General features: G+C 68.6%; 21 protein-coding genes. 9 read left to right on the top strand and 12 right to left on the bottom strand.

The genetic code is table 11. The features are described from left to right. Positions 1-71: 71 nt before the first annotated feature. Positions 72-689, bottom strand: coding sequence for an ATP-dependent Clp protease proteolytic subunit (locus tag ACO2Q0_RS13820; protein ID WP_423352084.1), 618 nt, complete (start codon positions 687-689; stop codon positions 72-74). Between the two features lie 96 nt (positions 690-785). Beyond that, positions 786-1,424, bottom strand: a complete 639-nt coding sequence (locus ACO2Q0_RS13815; protein WP_423352083.1) for a DsbA family protein — start codon at positions 1,422-1,424, stop codon at positions 786-788. A gap of 218 nt (positions 1,425-1,642) precedes the next feature. On the opposite strand from ACO2Q0_RS13815, the gene ACO2Q0_RS13810 reads away from it, so the two are divergent. Further along, entirely contained in the window at positions 1,643-1,852 is a 210-nt protein-coding gene (locus tag ACO2Q0_RS13810; protein WP_423352082.1) for a hypothetical protein, read from the top strand. Between the two features lie 7 nt (positions 1,853-1,859). Here ACO2Q0_RS13810 and ACO2Q0_RS13805 read toward each other — a convergent pair whose 3' ends face one another. After that, on the bottom strand, positions 1,860-2,222 hold the full coding sequence (locus ACO2Q0_RS13805) for a DUF6481 family protein (protein WP_423352081.1): 363 nt from the start codon (positions 2,220-2,222) through the stop codon (positions 1,860-1,862). A 74-nt stretch (positions 2,223-2,296) separates the two neighbouring features. Further along, positions 2,297-2,716, bottom strand: a complete 420-nt coding sequence (gene ndk, locus ACO2Q0_RS13800; RefSeq protein WP_423352080.1) for a nucleoside-diphosphate kinase — start codon at positions 2,714-2,716, stop codon at positions 2,297-2,299. 241 nt (positions 2,717-2,957) lie between these two features. Here ndk and ACO2Q0_RS13795 point away from each other — a divergent pair, with 241 nt between their 5' ends. Continuing rightward, positions 2,958-4,835 (top strand): ABC-F family ATP-binding cassette domain-containing protein, encoded by a 1,878-nt coding sequence (locus ACO2Q0_RS13795; RefSeq protein ID WP_423352079.1) that lies wholly within the window; start codon positions 2,958-2,960, stop codon positions 4,833-4,835. A gap of 61 nt (positions 4,836-4,896) precedes the next feature. After that, a complete protein-coding gene (locus ACO2Q0_RS13790) occupies positions 4,897-6,018 on the top strand; it encodes a YihY/virulence factor BrkB family protein (protein WP_423352078.1) in 1,122 nt (373 codons plus the stop codon). Positions 6,019-6,072: 54 nt separating this feature from the next. Here ACO2Q0_RS13790 and ACO2Q0_RS13785 read toward each other — a convergent pair whose 3' ends face one another. Together ACO2Q0_RS13785 and ACO2Q0_RS13780 are read right to left on the bottom strand one after the other, a co-directional pair. Beyond that, the gene (locus tag ACO2Q0_RS13785) at positions 6,073-6,357 is read right to left on the bottom strand and encodes a hypothetical protein (protein WP_423352077.1); all 285 of its coding nucleotides are present in this window, start codon (positions 6,355-6,357) and stop codon (positions 6,073-6,075) included. A 65-nt stretch (positions 6,358-6,422) separates the two neighbouring features. Further along, positions 6,423-6,740 (bottom strand): polyhydroxyalkanoic acid system family protein, encoded by a 318-nt coding sequence (locus tag ACO2Q0_RS13780; RefSeq protein WP_423352076.1) that lies wholly within the window; start codon positions 6,738-6,740, stop codon positions 6,423-6,425. Between the two features lie 93 nt (positions 6,741-6,833). On the opposite strand from ACO2Q0_RS13780, the gene ACO2Q0_RS13775 reads away from it, so the two are divergent. Next, positions 6,834-7,247 (top strand): hypothetical protein, encoded by a 414-nt coding sequence (locus ACO2Q0_RS13775; protein WP_423352075.1) that lies wholly within the window; start codon positions 6,834-6,836, stop codon positions 7,245-7,247. Positions 7,248-7,254: 7 nt separating this feature from the next. Here ACO2Q0_RS13775 and ACO2Q0_RS13770 read toward each other — a convergent pair whose 3' ends face one another. Further along, positions 7,255-7,908: a BON domain-containing protein gene (locus ACO2Q0_RS13770; protein ID WP_423352074.1), complete on the bottom strand. Its 654-nt coding sequence runs from the start codon at positions 7,906-7,908 to the stop codon at positions 7,255-7,257. An 85-nt stretch (positions 7,909-7,993) separates the two neighbouring features. On the opposite strand from ACO2Q0_RS13770, the gene ACO2Q0_RS13765 reads away from it, so the two are divergent. Then, a complete protein-coding gene (locus ACO2Q0_RS13765) occupies positions 7,994-9,016 on the top strand; it encodes a lysylphosphatidylglycerol synthase domain-containing protein (RefSeq protein ID WP_423352073.1) in 1,023 nt (340 codons plus the stop codon). Here ACO2Q0_RS13765 and ACO2Q0_RS13760 read toward each other — a convergent pair. Next, on the bottom strand, positions 8,991-9,134 hold the full coding sequence (locus ACO2Q0_RS13760; protein WP_423352072.1) for a hypothetical protein: 144 nt from the start codon (positions 9,132-9,134) through the stop codon (positions 8,991-8,993). The two genes, ACO2Q0_RS13765 and ACO2Q0_RS13760, sit on opposite strands and share 26 nt — an antisense overlap. A 107-nt stretch (positions 9,135-9,241) precedes the next feature. Between ACO2Q0_RS13760 and ACO2Q0_RS13755 the strand changes: the two genes are divergently transcribed. Further along, positions 9,242-10,081, top strand: coding sequence for an HAD family hydrolase (locus ACO2Q0_RS13755; RefSeq protein ID WP_423352071.1), 840 nt, complete (start codon positions 9,242-9,244; stop codon positions 10,079-10,081). On the opposite strand, the gene ACO2Q0_RS13750 is transcribed toward ACO2Q0_RS13755, so the two are convergent. The 3 genes from ACO2Q0_RS13750 to ACO2Q0_RS13740 are packed head-to-tail and all read right to left on the bottom strand — an operon-like array spanning position 10,078 to position 13,634. Continuing rightward, positions 10,078-11,487 carry an NAD(P)H-hydrate dehydratase gene (locus ACO2Q0_RS13750; protein WP_423352274.1) on the bottom strand — a complete coding sequence of 470 codons (1,410 nt, stop codon included), beginning with the start codon at positions 11,485-11,487 and terminating at the stop codon, positions 10,078-10,080. The two genes, ACO2Q0_RS13755 and ACO2Q0_RS13750, sit on opposite strands and share 4 nt — an antisense overlap. 29 nt (positions 11,488-11,516) lie before the next feature. Beyond that, positions 11,517-12,086, bottom strand: coding sequence for a histidine phosphatase family protein (locus tag ACO2Q0_RS13745; protein ID WP_423352070.1), 570 nt, complete (start codon positions 12,084-12,086; stop codon positions 11,517-11,519). Between the two features lie 6 nt (positions 12,087-12,092). Next, a complete protein-coding gene (locus ACO2Q0_RS13740) occupies positions 12,093-13,634 on the bottom strand; it encodes an acetyl-CoA acetyltransferase (RefSeq protein WP_423352069.1) in 1,542 nt (513 codons plus the stop codon). A 238-nt stretch (positions 13,635-13,872) separates the two neighbouring features. On the opposite strand from ACO2Q0_RS13740, the gene ACO2Q0_RS13735 reads away from it, so the two are divergent. After that, the gene (locus ACO2Q0_RS13735; protein ID WP_423352068.1) at positions 13,873-14,211 is read left to right on the top strand and encodes a P-II family nitrogen regulator; all 339 of its coding nucleotides are present in this window, start codon (positions 13,873-13,875) and stop codon (positions 14,209-14,211) included. Between the two features lie 47 nt (positions 14,212-14,258). Next, positions 14,259-15,668, top strand: a complete 1,410-nt coding sequence (gene glnA, locus ACO2Q0_RS13730) for a type I glutamate--ammonia ligase (RefSeq protein ID WP_423352067.1) — start codon at positions 14,259-14,261, stop codon at positions 15,666-15,668. 66 nt (positions 15,669-15,734) lie between these two features. Here the strand turns inward: glnA and ACO2Q0_RS13725 are convergent, their stop codons facing one another. Then, the gene (locus tag ACO2Q0_RS13725; protein ID WP_423352066.1) at positions 15,735-16,100 is read right to left on the bottom strand and encodes a Kazal-type serine protease inhibitor family protein; all 366 of its coding nucleotides are present in this window, start codon (positions 16,098-16,100) and stop codon (positions 15,735-15,737) included. An 88-nt stretch (positions 16,101-16,188) separates the two neighbouring features. On the opposite strand from ACO2Q0_RS13725, the gene ACO2Q0_RS13720 reads away from it, so the two are divergent. Continuing rightward, positions 16,189-18,120, top strand: coding sequence for a M61 family metallopeptidase (locus ACO2Q0_RS13720; protein ID WP_423352065.1), 1,932 nt, complete (start codon positions 16,189-16,191; stop codon positions 18,118-18,120). Positions 18,121-18,142: the final 22 nt, after the last annotated feature.

Below are 18,142 nucleotides of genomic sequence, written 5' to 3'. Positions count from 1 at the left end.
GGAGCCGCCACGGAAAAGGCCCGGGCGACGAAGGTCGCCCGGGCCTTGCGGAACGTTCGTTCGGGCCGGGATCAGGCTTCGTTGTCGCGCTTTTCCCACACGTGATCGACGAGACCCCAGTCCTTGGCCTCCTGGGCCGTCATGAAGTAGTCGCGGTCCAGCGTCTCCTCGACCACCTCGATCGGCTGGCCGGTGTGCTTCGAATAGATTTCGTTCAGCCGGCGCTTGGTCTTGATGATGTCCTCGGCGTGGCGCTGGATGTCCGTCGCCTTGCCCGAGTAGCCGCCCGACGGCTGGTGCACCATGATCCGCGCGTTCGGCAGGGCGATGCGGCTGCCCTTCTCGCCGGCCATGAGTAGGAACGAGCCCATCGAGGCCGCCATGCCGAGGCACAGCGTGATCACCGGCGAGCGGATGTATTGCATGGTGTCGTAGATCGCGAGGCCCGACGTCACCACCCCGCCCGGCGAGTTGATGTACATCTGGATCTCCTTCTTCGGGTTCTCGGCCTCGAGATGGAGAAGCTGGGCGCAGATCAGGCTGGCCATGCCGTCTTCGACGGGACCCGCCAGGAAGACGATCCGGTCCTTCAGCAGGCGGGAGAAGATATCGTAGGCGCGCTCGCCCCGGCTCGTCTGCTCGACGACCATCGGCACGAGGCCCAGGGCGGTGGTGACGGGATCACGCATGGAGAGGAAGCTTCCTTAAGAGACGTTTGGCGCAAGGCTCGGATTGCGCCGTCCCCTCCGATATCGCCCGCCCCCGGGGGCGGCGCAAGGCGCCCGTCAGGACGCGACGCGCGAAATCCATTCCCGAAGGGTCTCGACGACGGGCTCGGACGGTGCATAGCCGCGGGTGACGACGCCGAATGCGCCCTCCTCGCTCGGCCCCGCGACCAGCGTCGGGAAGCCCGTCACGCCGGCGCGCTGGGAGATGGCATAGTCGCGCCAGGTCTCCGCCTTCGCCTCCTCCGAACCCCACTGATCGAGGAACCGCTGCCGGTCGGCGCCCGCCTCCTGCGCCAGGTCGGCCAGAACCTCTCCCGAGGTGATGTCCCGGGCCTCGGCGTAGAACGCCCGCTGCAGCCGGCCGAGATAGCTTGCCCCCGCCTCCTCGCCATCGCGGCGGACGACCACCACCGCGCGTGCGGCCGGGTCGGTGTCGTACAGGAACCCCTCGTGGTCCAGCGCGGCGGGGTCGAACGGAAGACCCGTCGCCTCCGTGACGTGCGCCCAGTGCCCGACGAGCTCCGCCTTGCGCTCCGCGGTCATCGGCTGGTCCGTGCCGGGACGCAGGCCGCCCATGACCACACGGATCGGCAGCGCCCGCCCGAAGGCGCGGCGGATGTCCTCGATCACGGGCGAGAACCCGTAACACCAGGAGCACATGGGATCGGCGAAGTAGATGAGGTGCGGAGACACCATGACGACCTCCGCCGCCAGTGTCGCAGCGAACCAGGGTCAGGTCACGAGGAAGATCGCGTGACCATTAACCTTGTGCATCACCGGAGGAGAGGCGGACGCACTCGACTCTGGATTGCACGTTTCCAGCCTTGCGGCTGAACTTCCTGGGATCGACCCAACGTCTCGGGAACCTCGGCGCATCTCGTACGCTGAAGGTTCGCATAGGGGTCCGACGAATGGTGCAATACGCAGTAACCCTGAAAGACGGCGATTGGACCGTCTTCTGCGACGGGGCCCCCGTGGCTAACGATCTGTCGCGATCGGCCGCAATTCAACTGGCCAAGGACCTCGCATTCGAGTCCGAGGAACGGGGCGAGACCGTCGAACTTCTCATCCAGGGCTACTACGGCGAGATGTCCCGCAAGGTGACGGGCGTCGCCGACGAGTAGCGGCGGGTCAGCCCCGCCGCATCTGCGACTTCAGCTCACGCTTGGCCCGGGCTTCGGCCTTGGCCGCGGCCTTGCGCGCCTTGCGCTCGTCGCGCTTCAGCGCGAGCTGCAGTTCCTCGTCGTTCTCGCGAGCCAGACGGGCTTCCTCTTCCGCCTTCTCCTTGGCGAGCCGGGCGGCTTCCTTCTCGGCGGCGCGCTTTGCGCGGACTTCCTCGAGCTCACGCGCCTTGCGCTGCTCGCGGGTCTCGAACACCTCGCCTTCCGCACGCACGGTCGGCTTCGGCTTGAACTTCTCCAGAAGGGCCTTCCGAGCTTCCGCCTGTGCGGAAAGGCGCTCGGAGAAGCCAGGCATAACCTTGGATTCTCGCATGCTCACTTTGAACTGATGTCAGGAAGGAATGGCTCGGCGGGGTAATGCCGCCGAGCCAAAGTCGTTGCGTCGGATCAGCCGACGATCTCGTCGTCCGAGAAGAACTGGGCGATTTCGAGCTTGGCGTTGTCGAGGCTGTCCGAGCCATGCACCGAGTTCTCGCCGACGCTCTCGGCGTACAGCTTGCGGATGGTGCCGTCGGCCGCCTGGGCCGGGTTCGTGGCGCCCATGACTTCCCGGTAGCGGGCCACGGCGTTGTCGCCCTCGAGGACCTGCACGACCACCGGAGCCGAGGTCATGAATTCGACCAGCTCGCCGAAGAACGGGCGCTCCTTGTGGATCTCGTAGAACTTTTCGGCCTGGGCCTGGCTCATCTTGATGCGCTTCTGGGCGACGATGCGCAGGCCGGCGTCCTCGATCACCGCATTGACCTTGCCGGTCAGGTTCCGGCGGGTGGCGTCCGGCTTGATGATCGAGAAAGTGCGTTCGGTCATGGGTCTTCTTGTTCTTGGCAGGATGGGGAGGAGTCGCGGGCGGCCCGCGAGGTGGCGCGTCTATAGCCGTAAGACCCCCGCTCGCCAAGGCGCTGCGACGCATCCGGCGCTGACGAACCGCTCGCCGTCTGCTATGGGCCCTGCCGGTCAGGCGGCGGCGCGGCAAAATTCTACCTGACCTCCCAACATCGCGAGACCGGCGAGCGCGGGTCCGCGCCCGTACACACGCACCCGTCCAGTCATGCTTCAGATCAACGACCTCGTCTTCGACGCCTGGGGGCGCCGCTTCTTCGACCAGGCCAGCGTCACCCTGCCCAAGGACGCCAAGGTGGGTCTGGTCGGCCGCAACGGCGTCGGCAAGTCCACGCTCTTCAAGCTCATCCTGGGGCAGCTCACCCTCGGCTCGGGCGAGATCAGCCTGCCCAAGGCCGCCCGCATCGGCTCGGTCGACCAGGAGCACCCGGCCACGCCGGTCCCGCTGCTCGAGACCGTGCTCGCCGCCGACGTGGAGCGCGCCACCCTGCTCGCGCGGCTCGATACCGCTCCCCCCGAAGAGATGGGCGAGATCTACAATCGCCTGAACGAGATCGACGCCGACCGCGCACCGTCGCGTGCGGCCGAGATCCTGTCGGGTCTCGGCTTCTCCAACGAGGATCTCTCGCGGCCGATGGCCGAGTTCTCGGGGGGCTGGCGGATGCGGGTCGCCCTAGCGGCCAGCCTCTTCGCACAACCGGACCTTCTGCTGCTGGACGAGCCCACCAACTATCTCGACCTCGAAGGCGCACTCTGGCTGGAAGCCCGCCTGCGGAAGTACCCCCACACGGCGATCGTCATCAGCCACGACCGCGAACTGCTCAACAACTCGGTCGACCACATCCTCCACCTCAAGGACGGCAAGCTGGAGCTCTATACGGGCGGCTACGACAGCTTCGAGCGTCAGCTCGCCGAAAAGCTGCGCCTGCAGGAGGCGGCTCGAGCCAAGATCGAAGCCAAGCGCGCCCATATGCAGTCGTTCGTCGACCGCTTCCGCGCCAAGGCGACCAAGGCTCGTCAGGCGCAGTCCCGCCTGAAGGCGATCGCGAAGCTGCCGCCGATCGCGGCCGTGATCGAGGACCACGTCGCCCCCTTCCTGCTGCCCTCGCCCGAACGCCCGCTGGCGCCGCCGCTCCTGAGACTGGAAGGCGCCGCGGTGGGCTATGGCGGCCCGCCGATCCTGAAGAAGCTGGACCTGCGGCTCGACATCGACGACCGGATCGGCCTGCTGGGCGTGAACGGGGCCGGCAAGTCGACCTTCGCCAAGCTGGTCGCCGGCGCACTCTCTGTGGAGTCCGGCCTGTTCCACCGCTCGCAGCGCATGAAGGTCGGCTGGTTCCACCAGCACCAGATCGAGGCGATGGATCCCAACGACACGCCGCTGGAGATCATCCGGCGGGCGATGCCCGAGGCCACCGAGGCCAAGCGGCGTTCGGTGATCGCCCAGTTCGGCTTCAGCTACGAGAAGGTGGAGACCAAGGTTGCGAGCCTCTCCGGCGGCGAGCGCGCCCGGTTGCTGCTGAACCTCGTGGCCATGGAGGCGCCGCACCTACTGATCCTCGACGAGCCGACCAACCATCTGGACATCGACAGCCGCCGCGCGCTGCTGGAGGCGCTGAACGACTACGAGGGCGCGGTGGTCCTCATCACCCACGACCGATCGCTGATGGAGATGGTCGCCGATCGGCTGTGGCTGGCCGCCGATGGGACGATCCAGCCCTTCGACGGCGACATGGATGAATACGCCCAGTTCGTGCTGGACCGCGCCCGGGTCGCCGCCCGAGCGCCCACCCAGGTTAAGGCCGAACCCGAGGCCAAGCCGCCGGCCGCGCCGCCTCAGAACAAGGCCAAGGTCCCCACAGGCCCGGCCCGACGCCGCGCGGAAGCGGCGGAGGCCGCGCTGGCCCGGGCCACGCAGCAGCTCGCCGAGATCGACCGGGGGCTGACGGACCCGGACATCTTCGCCCGGGACCCGGCCAAGGCGGCCGAGCTCGGGCGCCGCCGAGAGGCCGCCCAGCAGGCTGTCGCCGATGCGGAGATCGAATGGCTGGAGGCGCAGGAGGCCTATGAGGCGCTGAGGGCCTGACGGGCGGGAACCGCCCCCCGCGTCCGCCTGTTGCAGCCCCGCTGTTCAGGAGGTCGCGTACATGGCTCAGGCTCTTCGGAAGGCCGCCCCCTTCCTCGTGCTCGCCGGCATCGCGCTGATGCCGCGAAGCGGGGCCGCCGCCCGCCGGCCGCAACCACCGGTTCCGCCGCCTCCGCCAGCGGAGGAAGGTCCGAGCGATCAGCCGAACCCCAACCGCAGCACGGCCGATCCTGGCCAACTCCACGACAGGACCCGGGGGCGGCATGCGGACAGTCCGGCCGAAATCCCCGCGAAGGGCTGGAGGGACATTCTGGTCCGGTCCTTCAAGGAGTTCGGCGACGATCAGGCGCCGCTCGTGGCCGCCGGCGTCACCTTCTACACCGTGCTCGCCATCTTTCCGGCGCTTGGCGCATTCGCCGCCCTATACGGTCTCTTCGCCGACGTGGCACAGGCGCAGCGGCACCTGGCGGTGCTCTCGGTGATCCTGCCGCCCGAGGTGTTGCGGATGGTGGGCGAGCAGCTCGTCCGCCTGTCGGCCGGCTCGGAAGGCGGCTTGTCGCTCGCCTTCGCGGGCGGCCTGCTGCTGTCGATCTGGAGCGCGAACGGCGCGATGAAGGCGATGATCACGGCCATGAACATCGCCTACGACGAGAAGGAGAAGCGCGGCTTCGTCCGCAAGACCCTGACCTCCCTGGCGTTCACCGTCGGCTTCCTGCTGTTCGCCCTGGCCGCCATCGCGGTGCTTGCGGCGCCGGCGGCCATCGAGCCGTTCGCCGGCGCGGGAACGGCCGCCCTCTTCCGCTGGATCAGCTATCCGCTCCTGCTTGTCGCCATGGCGGTGGGCCTCGCGCTGCTCTACCGTTTCGGTCCCAGCCGGGATCGCGTGCGCTGGCGCTGGATCACGCCGGGCAGCGCCGCGGCGATCGTGCTCTGGGTCGTCGCCTCGGCGGCCTTCTCGATCTACGTCGCCAACTTCGCCCACTACGAGAAGACCTACGGCTCGCTGGGCGCGGTGATCGGCTTCCTGATGTGGCTCTACGTCTCGGCCCAGGTGGTGCTGCTGGGCGCGGAGCTGAATTCCGAGATCGAGCACCAGACCGTCAAGGACACCACGATCGGTCCGGAACGGCCGCTCGGCGAGCGCGGCGCGGTCATGGCCGACACAGTCGGCGAGCCCCAATAGCAAAAGGGCGTCCCGGGCATTGCCGGGACGCCCCTGGATCCCAGGTTCGGAGCCTCAGGTGATGTGCTTGGGGCTGATCGGATCGGAGCCTGGAAACGTCTCTTCGATGGCTTCGTCCAGCAGCGCTTCCTGGCGGTCTTCGGCTTCGGCTTCCCGCTGCGCCATGTGGTCGGGCTTCTCGCCTTCCTTCAGCGGCTCGGCCTGCCTGGACGCCGGCGCTTCCACATGGCGGTGCTCCTCGATAGCGCCGCCCTTGTCGCTGGCCATGTCTGCGGTCGCGCCGCTGGAGCCGTGTGTGAAGGCGCGCTTGGCTTCGTCTTCGGTCTGCCGATTGGGCATGCGGAACTCTCCTGCTTAAAGCTCAGCTCCTAAACCCCTGGCGCGCTCTGGAGTTTCCGCGTGTCTCAGGATCGACGCTTGTCCTCCAGGAGGATCTGCCCCTCCTTCTGGATTCGCCCCTTCACCTTGCTGGCGATCATCGCCAGGAACCCGGGCAGCACTACCTGCAGGACGACCTCCTGCTCGCGCACGTCGACGGAGCCGGTCACCTCCTGGCCCATGGCCGCAACCGCGAAGCGAAGGATGTCGCCGTCCCAGGCGTGCCGCGTCTCGCCCATCGCGGCGAACTGGTGCGTCAGCCGGCCGATGCCGTCGTCGATACGCCGGCGCGCCTCGGCTCGGCCGAGCTGGTGGGGGATGTTGACGACGACGGGCTTGCTCATGCCGCCTTCAACGGTTGGCCCCGCGGCTCAGGTTCCGAAGCGCAATTCGATGGGGGTTTCGATGTCACGCCTTGGGCCCTAGGGTCCGCGGCCATGGATCAGGACCCCACCCTCTTCGGCGACGGCCGCTATCCCGACGCAGGACCTCTGGCGATACTGGCGCGACTGGCCTTCCTCGCCGCGATCCTGGCGATCGTCGTGGCGGTCTTCCTGCCGCCGTGGATGGTTCCGGACTTCGTCCGGTCCCACTACCTGCAGCATTTCGCGGCCTTCTACGTGGCGGCCCTGGCCGGCCTGGCCGCCATGCCCCGCGCGCGGCTGCGCCACATCGCTTTGGGCTACTTCCTGTTCGCCACGGCGCTCGAGGCCTCGCACCTGCCCGCCGGCGCGCCTCTGGGGCCGCTCGTGGACAACTGGGTGGCGGACCTCGGCGGCCTGGCCGCGGCCTACGCGCCGGTCGTGGTCGAGCGCTTCAGGCGGCGTTTCCGCCGCCCGACGGCCGAGTAAGCAACGGCTAGAGGAAGGTCCAGCCGCGATCGCGATCGCGCACACGAAGGTTGTTCTGCACGTTGCGCACCCCGTCGATGTCCGCGACGTCCTCGATGCGACGCTTGTCCTCCTTGCGGCGGACGGTGCCGTTCAGGATCACCTCGCCGTCGTCCACGATGACGTCCACGTCGCGCAGGTCGATCCGCCGATCGTCCTCGAGCCGCTCCATGATCACGGCCCAGAGCACGCGGTCCGAGGAGCCCCGCCGACGGCGGGCCCGGCGTTCGTCTTCGTAGCGGCGGTCGCTGTCGCGATGGCCATCGGCGTCGCGCCGGCCGTCATCTTCGTATCGACTGCGGCCGGCGAAGAAGTCCCCCGCGCGATCCATCCACGACCGGGACGGTTCGCGCTGGTCGTAGCTGCGGTCCTCGCCCGAGAACCGACGATAGGGCCGGCCGCGGTCGGGATCGTAGGCCCAGTCGGTGGTGTAGTCGGCCTGGCCGTAGTCATCGCCGCGGGCCCGCATGGCCTCGTCCGCGCGGTAGCCGCTCCGCGAGCGCGGGTCGTACGCATAGTCCGTCGAATAATCCGCCTGTCCGAAGTCGTCGCGCTCGCGCGCCTCCGTGCGCCAGCGGCGGTCCCGCTCAGGGTGCTCGTCGCGCCAGTGTTCCCGGGCCATGATCGCCTCCGTCTGGTTTGGCCGAAGTCGCAGGCAAGAACCTGCGCCGTGGTCATCGGTTCCGACTCAAGGGAGACGTGTTCCCGTGCAGATCCAGGATCCCACCGAACCCCGCACCCAGGGTCTGGAAGACCTGGAAGAGGATCTCGCCGCAGCCCTGCCCGAGACGCAGGGCTCGCGCTTCTATCCGCTGATCCGGCGCTGGGCGCTTCACGTCGTGCCGTTCCTGCTCCTGGCCGCGGCCATCTTCGTGCTGTGGCGCGAGTTTCGCGACGTCAGCCCCGCCGAGATCGGCTCGTCCATGCGCGCCTGGGGGTACGCGGACGTGGTCCTCGCGCTCCTCCTCTCGGCCGCCAGCTTCACCTTGATGGGCTTCGTGGAGTGGTTCGGCCTGCGGTGGGCGGGCGCACGCCTGCCGATCGTTCCGGCGCTCTGGGGCTCGTTCCTGGCGAACGCCATCGGCCACACGCTGGGCGCCAACCTCCTGGTCTCCGGCGCCGTCAGGGCGCGCTTCTACGATCGGTTCGGGGTCTCGCTGAAGCAGGTGGCCGCCACGACCGTCTTCCACGGCGTCTCTTTCGCCGTGGGCCTGTCCGCTCTTTCAGGCGTCAGCCTGCTGGTCGCCAAGGGGCATGACACGGACGCCACGCGGATCGCAGGTCCGGTGGCCGATGGCCTCGGCGTCCTGCTGCTGGTGGGCGTCACCATCTACGTCGCGCTCTGCGGGAACCTGAAGCGCCCCCTTCGCGGGTTCGGCCATAGCCTCAAGCTGCCCTCCTGGCGCGTGGCCCTGGCGCAGATCGGGCTCGGCGCCTTCGACAACGCCGTGGCCGCGGGCATCATCTGGACCCTGCTGCCCGAAGGCTCGGTCGGCTACTTCAGCTTCGTGGGCGCGTACGCCCCTTCCGTGGTCGTGGGGCTGATCTCGCACGTGCCGGGCGGCGTCGGCGTGTTCGAGGGCTCGTTGTCCGCCCTCCTGGCCAGCGTGCGGCCGGCGCCGCTCGCGGCGGCGTTTCTCGGCTACCGCCTCGCCTTCTTCCTGCTGCCGCTGCTGATCGCCGCCGTCGCGCTGACGGGCGATGCTATGCGGCGGCGCGGCCGGGGCTGACGGGCGTCGGGGGAGCCTGCGGCGGGTCGATCTCACGCTGGGGGCGATCGCGTTCCGCTTCGATCACCGCCCTGCGCAGGGCGTCCACCAGCTCCGAGATGGTGTCGTTGCCTTGCATGGCCGCGAAACGCCAAACCTCGTTCGACGATCCCTGAGCGGATCATCTGGCCGGCGCTGTTGCACCCTTGCATCGCCTCGCCGGAAGCGATCGGCTAGGAAGCGCGCATGAGCTCCCCGCCCCGGCCGCTGGCCGTCTTCGCCTATGATTTCGACGGCACGCTGGCGCCCGGCAACATGCAGGAGCACGCCTTCATCCCCGACGAACTCGGCTTAGGCCACGCCGAGTTCTGGGACGAAACGCGGCGGATCGCCGAGGCCCAGCGCGGCGACGGGATCCTCGCCTACATGCACCTCATGCTTGAGAAGGCGCGCGAGAAGGGTCTCGAGCTGTCGCGGGACAGCTGGCGTAAGCGAGGCGCCAGTCTAAGGCTCTTTCCGGGGGTGGAGGACTGGTTCGCTCGCCAGAACGCCCGCGCCGAAGCGCTGGGTCTCGATCTCCGCCACTTCATCATCTCGTCCGGCAACCGCGAGCTGATCGAGGGCTCGCCGATCGCGGCATGTTTCGAGCGGATCTATGCATCCGCCTTCATGTTCAACGCAGACGACGAGGCCGTCGGCCCTGCGCTCGCCATCAACTACACCGGCAAGACCCAGTACCTGTTCCGCATCAACAAGTGGACGCTGAACGAGTGGGACAATGACGCGATCAATGCGGTCCAGGCCGATCGGGACCGCGCCGTCCCGTTCAATCGCATCGCCTTCTTCGGAGACGGTCTGACGGACATCCCCGTCATGCGAGTGATGACCGATCACGGCGGCCATCCCGTCGCGGTCTATGATCCCGAGAAGCCGATCACCGAGGCCGCCGCCGACAAGCTGATCAAGGACGGGCGGGCGCGGCTGGCGGCCGGCGGCGACTATCGCGAGGGTTCGGAGCTCGACACGCTCGCGGCCGACATCCTGGCCGAGATGGCCCGCGGGGTCCGCGCCGAGCTGTTCGACTAGCGCTCGTCGTACAGCCGCCGAAGCACGCCGGGCGCCAGCCCCGGCAGGTCTTCCGAGATCAGTCCCGGCCCGAACAGCTCGGCGGCCTCGGCATGGATCCAGGCCCCGGCGCACGCCGCCTCGAAGCTCTCCATGCCCTGGGAGACCAGGCCGCCGATGAAGCCGGCGAGCACGTCTCCCGATCCGGCGGTCGCCAGCCAGGGCGAGCCGTTGACGTTCACGGCCGCGCGGCCATCCGGCGCCGCGATCACGGTGTCGGCCCCCTTCAGCAGCACGACGGCGCCGGCCTTCTGGGCAGCCGCGCGCGCCGCCGTGATCCGTTCCGGCGCGCCCTTCAGAAGACCGGGAAACAGCCGCTCGAACTCGCCCGGGTGCGGAGTCAGGACGTCGTCCCGGTCCAGCACCGAGAACAGCTCCTCCGGATCGTCGCGGAAGACGGTGATCGCGTCGGCGTCCAGCACGAGGGCGGCCCCGGTGCGCGCCAGGGCCAGTACGTTCAGCAGGGTGCTCTCGTCCACGCCCGCGGCCGGGCCGATGACGGCCGCGTCGACGTCGGCGGCGGCCTGTTCCAGCTCCAGGTCGGTCTCGAACGGCCGCAGCATCACGGCCTCCAGGTGGGCGGCGTTCGACGCCAGCGCCTCGGTCGGCGACAGCACCGTGACCAGGCCGGCCCCGATCCTCAGGCCCGCGCGCGCGGCGAGCCTCGCCGCCCCGGTGCTCCAGGCGCCGCCGCTGACCACGATCAGCCGTCCGCGCTCGTGCTTGTGGGACGCCGCCGTCGGCCAGGGAAACCGCTCCAGCCAGAGATCCGGGCCGTTCTCCACCAGCCGGCTCGCCGTCTCGCCAAGGCCGATGTCGGCGACCACCACCTCTCCGCAGAGGCTCCTGCCCGGCTCCAGCACGTGGGCCGGCTTGCGCGCATGGAAGGTGACGGTCAGCGCGGCGTGGAACACCGGGCCCTTCGGATCGCCCGTGTCGCCGGGCAGGCCGCTGGGGGTGTCCACCGCCACCACCTTCTCCGGCCGCGCCACGCGCTGCGCGACCGCCGCGGCGACGCCGTCCAGCGGCCGGGCCAGGCCTGCGCCGAACAGGGCGTCGATGATCAGTCCCGCCGGCGCCTCGCCGTCGAGCGGCCGGACATCGCCGTCCCACCTGGCGGCCGCGGCCCGGGCGTCGGCCGTCGCCGGCTCGGCCAGCGCCCTCACCTCCACCGGCCAGCCGCGCTGCTTCAGCAGGCGAGCGACCACATACCCGTCGCCCCCATTGTTGCCCGGCCCGCAGAGGACCGCCGCCGGCTGAGGCCGGAACCGCGCGCAGACCGCGTCGGCCACCGCCGCCCCCGCGCGCTCCATCAGCGCCTCGCCCGGCGTGCCGCCCTCGATCGCCGCCCGGTCGGCGGCCGCCATTTCGGCGACCGTGAGGATCGGCCGTCCGCTCACAGGACGCTCGTCTGGGCTTCCGCGCCCTTGGCGACAAGCGTCAGGCGCTCGCCGTCGGTCTCCAGCACGGTGATCGAAGCGTGGTCGGGGCGGAACGCCAGCACGCGCGCATCGCCGGTCAGGCGAGACACAGCCGCATTGATGGCCACGTAGTGCGAGAAGACCGCCGTGTCGCCGCGCGCGCAGAGCTTCGCCACGATCGCCTCGCGCCAGCCGTCGTAGTCGAGGTCCCCCTCGATCTCGGCCCAGGTCCCCTCGAACGCCTTGCGCAACCAGGCCGGGCGGGCCTCGGGCGCCAGGTTCGACGGCGTCGGGATCTCGCCCACGACCGGGTCGATCTCGATCTCGACGCCCAGCGCCTCGGCCATCGGCGCGGCGGTCTCGCGGCAGCGGCGGAGGGGCGAACTGACGACCCGCCTCGGCCGTTCGGCCTCGGGCAGCGCCAGCAGCCAGTCCCGCGCGGCCTCGGCCTGAGCCCGCCCCTGCGCATCCAGCCCCGGATCGTCGTCGTGACCGCCCCAGGTGGACGCCGGTCGTCCGTGACGGATCAGATAGAGGCGCGCCATGCAGGACTAGTCCGGTGTGAAGATGTTGATCCCGTCGGGGCCGGGCCGCACCGTTCCCGGGCGTCCGACCTGCTCGGTCGTCTCCATACCTGACAGCAGCGCCGCATCCGAGGGCGTATTGGCGGCGAAACGGCGCCCGGCCTCGTCCCGGCCCACGACGATGGCCATGAACGGGCCCTCCCGCCTGTGGACGACGGTGTAGGTCTCGATCGCGCCGCGGCCCTCCGGCTGCTCAACGATCTCGGGATGCGGCAGGGCGTCGATCTCGCGCTGCAGGATCGCGGGGTCTTCGCGCTCGAAGGGGGCGTCCGGGCGCTTGGTGGAATAGATCCCTGTTGACTGCTTCGTCAGGTACCACCCATTGCCGGTGATCAGGCCGTACGCCCCCGGCCGCAGGCGCAGCTTCTGCAGCATCGTCGCCACGGAATGCATGACGTAGTTGTTGCCAGGCCCGCCCGCGTACGGCAGGCCGCCCGTGACCGTCAGGCCGCGCGGATCGTCCAGCGACAGGCCCAGCTCCTCGGCCCCGATCTCCACCGCCACCGGGAAGCAGGAGTAGAGATCGATCAGGTCGATCCGGTCGAGGCCGATGCCGGCCATCTCCAGGGCCTTCTCCCCCGTGCGGCGCATGGCCGGGCTGGAATGGAAGTTCTGGCGGTCCAGCGGGCGCCACAGGTCGGCGGCGTCGGCGCAGCCGTGCAGATAGACCCACTTGTCCACGGACACCCCGAGCTCCCGCGCCTTGGCCTCGCTGGCCACGATGACGGCCGCCGACTGGTCCACCTCCATGATGGCGTTCATCAGCTTCGGATACGGGAAGCCGATCATGCGGTTCTTCTCGGAGACCGTGGCGATCTCCTCGGCGCTGCGCGCGACCTGGAACCAGGCCTCGGGATTGTCCTTGGCCACCTCGCTGAAGCGCGAGAACAGCTCGGCCATGCGCCGCTGATGGTCGGGGATCGAGCGGCCGTCGCGGGCGCGGAGCGCGTTCTCGAACAGCGGATAGATATTGATCGGCCGGTCCAGTCCGTGCCGCGCCTCGTAAGGCGAGACGCCGGCGCGCGGGTCGCCGATGCGCTCCGGCGGCGGCAGGTCCTCGGGCTCGTCCGCCGTCCAGTCGTCGAACGACAGGCCGCGGGCGGCCCGCTTCATCGCCGAGCCCAGGAACTCGCAGCCGACGGTCAGCGCCAGTTCCGCTTCCCCCCGGGCGATCTTCTGGGCCAGCGTGTTGATCAGGTACTGGGGCGTGTTGCCGCCCATCTCCGAATAGACGCTCCAGCGGGGCCGGGCGCCGATCCGCCCGGACAGGTTCGCCGGCGGGTTGTTCGAGTGGGGGATCATGCCCCGCTTCGATCCCGGAGCGTCGATGGTGAAGCCCACGACGGCCAGCGCATCGATCGCCGCTAGGCCGGCGGCGCCGATCCCCGCATCCAGCGCGGCCCGTTCCGCTGCAATCTTCAGCAGAGCCGTCGGCGACGGCGAACTCGCCGGATCGCCCCGATACGTGAATTGGCCCGCTCCGATGAGAACAGGGGTGCGATCACCCATGCCTGACCCGCCTCCCGACGTGCTGAGCGGTCATCCCGGGCCCGGAACGCCATCTTGCGAGCCGTTTTCGGAGGTGACCGTTTTTTGATCCGATGGCGCCCATTTTTCGGGCGACGATCCATTTTCCCAGGCGGCCGTCGCGGCAAGCAACCGAGTTTCCTTGTGGGGGCCGCCTGCCGCGTGCTCCGTCGCCGCCAACCGCGGGGGCGGCGCACGCCGTTCCGCCATGAGCTGAGCCATGAAAAAGATCGAAGCCATCATCAAGCCCTTCAAGCTCGACGAGGTGAAGGAGGCCCTGCAGGAGCTGGGCGTCCAGGGCATGACGGTGATCGAGGCCAAGGGGTACGGCCGCCAGAAGGGTCAGACGGAACTCTACCGCGGCGCCGAGTACGTCGTGGACTTCCTGCCGAAGATAAAGATCGAGGTCGTCGTGGCCGACGACCAGCTGTCGCGCGCGCTGGAGGCGATCTCCACCGCCGCCCGCACGGGCCGCATCGGCGACGGCAAGATCTTCGTCTCCGAGGTCCTCGACGTCATGCGCATCCGCACCGGCGAGACCGGCTCCGTCGCCGTCTGACCTCAACACACGTTCGCACCGATCGAGACAAGCAAGGGGATAGAACCATGGCTTCCGCGAAGGACATCCTGAACCAGATCAAGGAGAAGGACGTCAAATACGTCGACGTTCGCTTCACCGACGTGAAGGGCAAGATGCAGCACGTCACCTTCGACATTGACCTCGTCGACGAGGACTTCCTCAACGACGGCACGATGTTCGATGGCTCTTCGATCGCCGGGTGGAAGGCTATCAACGAGTCGGACATGAAGCTGAGGCCGGACCTCGCCTCGGCCCACATCGACCCGTTCTATCAGCAGACCACGCTCGTCCTGTTTTGCGACGTCGTGAACCCTGACACGAACACGCCCTACAACCGCGACCCGCGCTCGATCGCGAAGGCCGCCCTGGCCTATGTGAAGTCGGCCGGCGTCGGCGACACGGTCTATTTCGGCCCCGAAGCCGAGTTCTTCGTGTTCGACGACGTGCAGTGGAACACCTCCCCGAACGACACCCGCTACTCCTACGACTCCACCGAGCTGCCGGTCTCGTCGGCCAAGGCCTATCCGGAAGGCAACATGGGCCACCGCCCGGGCCCCAAGGGCGGCTACTTCCCGGTGAATCCGGTGGACAGCGGCCAGGACCTGCGCGGCGAGATGCTGGCGGTCATGGGCGAGCTCGGCATGAAACCCGAGAAGCACCACCACGAGGTCGCCCCGGCCCAGCACGAACTTGGCCTCAAGTTCGACGAGCTGATCACCATGGCCGACCGGATGCAGCTCTATAAGTACGTGATCCACAACGTGGCCCACGCCTACGGCAAGACGGCCACCTTCATGGCCAAGCCGATGTTCGGCGACAACGGCTCGGGCATGCACGTGCACCAGTCGATCTGGAAGGACGGCAAGCCGCTGTTCGCCGGCGACAAGTACGCGGGCCTGTCAGACATGTGCCTCTGGTACATCGGCGGCATCATCAAGCACGCGAAGGCGATCAACGCGTTCTCGAACTCGACGACGAACTCGTACAAGCGCCTGGTGCCGGGCTACGAAGCCCCGGTGAAGCTGGCCTACTCGTCGCGCAACCGCTCGGCGTCGATCCGTATCCCGCACGTCGACAGCCCCAAGGCCAAGCGCATCGAGGCGCGTTTCCCCGACCCGATGGGCAACCCGTACCTCACCTTCGTGGCCCTGCTGATGGCTGGTCTCGACGGCATCGAGAACAAGATCGATCCGGGTCCGGCGATGGACAAGAACCTCTACGACCTGCCGCCCCGCGAGCAGAAGAAGGTTCCGGAAGTCTGCGGCTCGCTGCGCGAAGCCCTGGAAAGCCTCGATAAGGACCGCGCCTTCCTCAAGAAGGGCGGCGTCATGGACGACGACTTCATCGACGCCTACATCGAGCTGAAGATGGAAGAGGTCATGCGCCTCCAGCTCCACCCGCATCCGGTGGAATTCGACATGTACTACAAGTGCTAGTCAGGATTTCCTGAGGCGAATTCGAGGGCCGCGGAGCAATCCGCGGCCCTTTTTTGCATCCGCTGCCTAGCCGGCCTTGCACTCGCCCTCGGCCGCCAGGCTGACGCCGGCGGCGTTGGCCTCGCACGCGTTGCCGTAGGTCTTGCCGTCACACCCGCAGACCGGCCGGTACTCTCGCGTGCAGACGGGTCGCTTGGTCGTGCAGACGCCCATGTTGTCGGCCACCCGGCACGTCCCGGTCGCCATCTTGCAGAAGTCGTCGGCGCCGCGGCAGGCGAAACCCGCGATGCCGCCGCAGGCCCCGCCGGTATCGACTGCGCGGCTGGGCGGCGCGGGCGTCGGCGGCTCGGCCCTGGCGGTCGATTGCTGGCAGGCGCTCAACATCATCGTCCCGGCGGCGATGAGCACAAAGAGCGCAGATCGTGGGCGCATGCTGTTCCTCTCTGCTCCTGACCTTCTAACGCCCCATCGGCCAGGCGGCGCCAATTGCGGTGCGGCTGGGGGCTGCTAGAACCCCTGTATGCGTTCTTCCGTTTTCGTCCTCGCCGCGCTGATCGCGGCCGGCCCCGCCCTCGCCCAGCCTTCCGAAGGTCCCCAGCCCTCTCCGCTCCCGCCGCCGGTCCCGGCGCCTCAGGACGTGGCCTATCCGGGCGTGATCACGGTCGACGTCGACGCCACCGACCTGGAGCGGCGCATCTTCCGCGTTCGCCAGACGATCCCGGTGGTCGCCCCCGGTCCGATGACCATCCACTTTCCGAAGTGGGTGCCAGGCGGCCACTCGCCCCGCAATCCGATCTACAACATCGCAGGCCTGACCTTCCGGGCCGACGGCAGGCCCCTGGAATGGAAGCGTGACCCGATCGAGGTCTTCTCGTTCCACGTGACCCCGCCCGCAGGCGCAAAGACGATCGAGATCGAGTTTCAGCACGTGACGCCCACCGCGGGCGACCAGGGCCGGGTCCTGATCACACCCGAGATGCTGAATGCGCAGTGGATCTCGCTCGCGATGTACCCTGCCGGCTACTACATGCGCCGCATCCCCGTGGACGCCTCGATCCGGCTGCCGGCGGGCTGGGGCTATGGCACCGCGCTGGAGACGGCGTCGCAGGATGGCGGGCTGGTCCGCTTCAAGCGGACGGACTTCGACACCTTCACCGACTCGCCGCTGTTCGCCGGCCGCTACTTCCAGCGCTATGACCTCGACACCAGCGGCAAGTCGCCGGTCCGCCTCAACATCGTGGCCGACCGCCCCGAACTCCTGGCCGCGACGCCTGAGCAGATCGAGAAGCATCGCGAGCTCGTTCGTCAGGCCGACGAGCTCTACGGGGCGCGCCACTACGACCACTACGACTTCCTGCTGGCCCTGACCGAGCGGATGGGCGGCATCGGGCTCGAGCACCACCGCTCCAGCGAAAACGGCACCGACCCGGAATACTTCACCGAGTGGTCGAAGAACGCGCCGGCCCGTAACCTCCTGCCTCACGAGTACAATCACTCCTGGGACGGCAAGTACCGCCGCGGCGCCGACCTTTGGCGGCCGACGCTGAACGAGCCGATGCGCGACAGCCTGCTCTGGGTCTACGAAGGCCAGGACCAGTACTGGGGCTTCGTCCTGGGCGCCCGCTCCGGCCTCGTCACCAAGCAGCAGACGCTGGACGCGCTCGCCATGACCGCGGCCACCTATTCCGAGGGCCGGCCCGGCCGCCAGTGGCGCTCGGTCGAGGACACCACCAACGACCCGATCCTGTCCGGGCGGCGTCCGATCCCGTGGACCAGCTGGCAGCGGAGCGAGGACTACTACTCCGAAGGCCAACTCGTCTGGCTCGATGTCGACACGATGATCCGCGAGAAATCGGGCGGAAAGCGCAGTCTCGACGACTTCGCCCGCGCGTTCTTCGGCATGAACGACGGCGAGTGGAAACAGCCCCTCACCTATACCTTCGAGGACGTCGTCGACGCGCTGAACAAGGTCCAGCCGCATGACTGGGCGGGGTTCCTGGACTCAAAGCTGCGGCAGGTCTCGCCCGAGGCCCCGCTCGCGGGCGTCGAGCGCGGGGGCTACCGGCTCATCTACACCGACACGCCGACCGACTACTGGAACGACAACGAGGCCAGCCGGAAGATCGTCGACCTGACCTATTCGGGCGGGCTGGTGCTGAATCGCGAGGCCAAGATCACGGGCGTGCTGTGGGACAGCGCGGCCTTCAAGGCCGGTCTGACCGTGGGCGACCAGATCCTGGCCGTGAACGGCATCGCCTATGACTCGGGCCGCTTCAAGGAAGCCATCAAGGCCGCCAAGGACGGCAAGGCCCCGATCAGCCTTATCGTGAAGGACGGCGACCACTTCCGGACCGTCGCCCTCGAATGGACCGGTGGCCTGCGCTATCCGCGTCTGGAGCGGATAGCAGGCGCGCCAGACCGCCTGAGCGCCATCTACGCAGCCAGGAGGTAGCGGCTCACGCCCCAGGACGCAT

Origin of the sequence: Phenylobacterium sp. VNQ135 (assembly GCF_049445735.1) — a bacterium.
In the GTDB taxonomy this organism is placed as follows: Bacteria; Pseudomonadota; Alphaproteobacteria; order Caulobacterales; family Caulobacteraceae; genus Phenylobacterium.
Note: the sequence above shows the minus strand (reverse complement) of the source record. Positions and strands in the feature narration are given on the sequence as shown.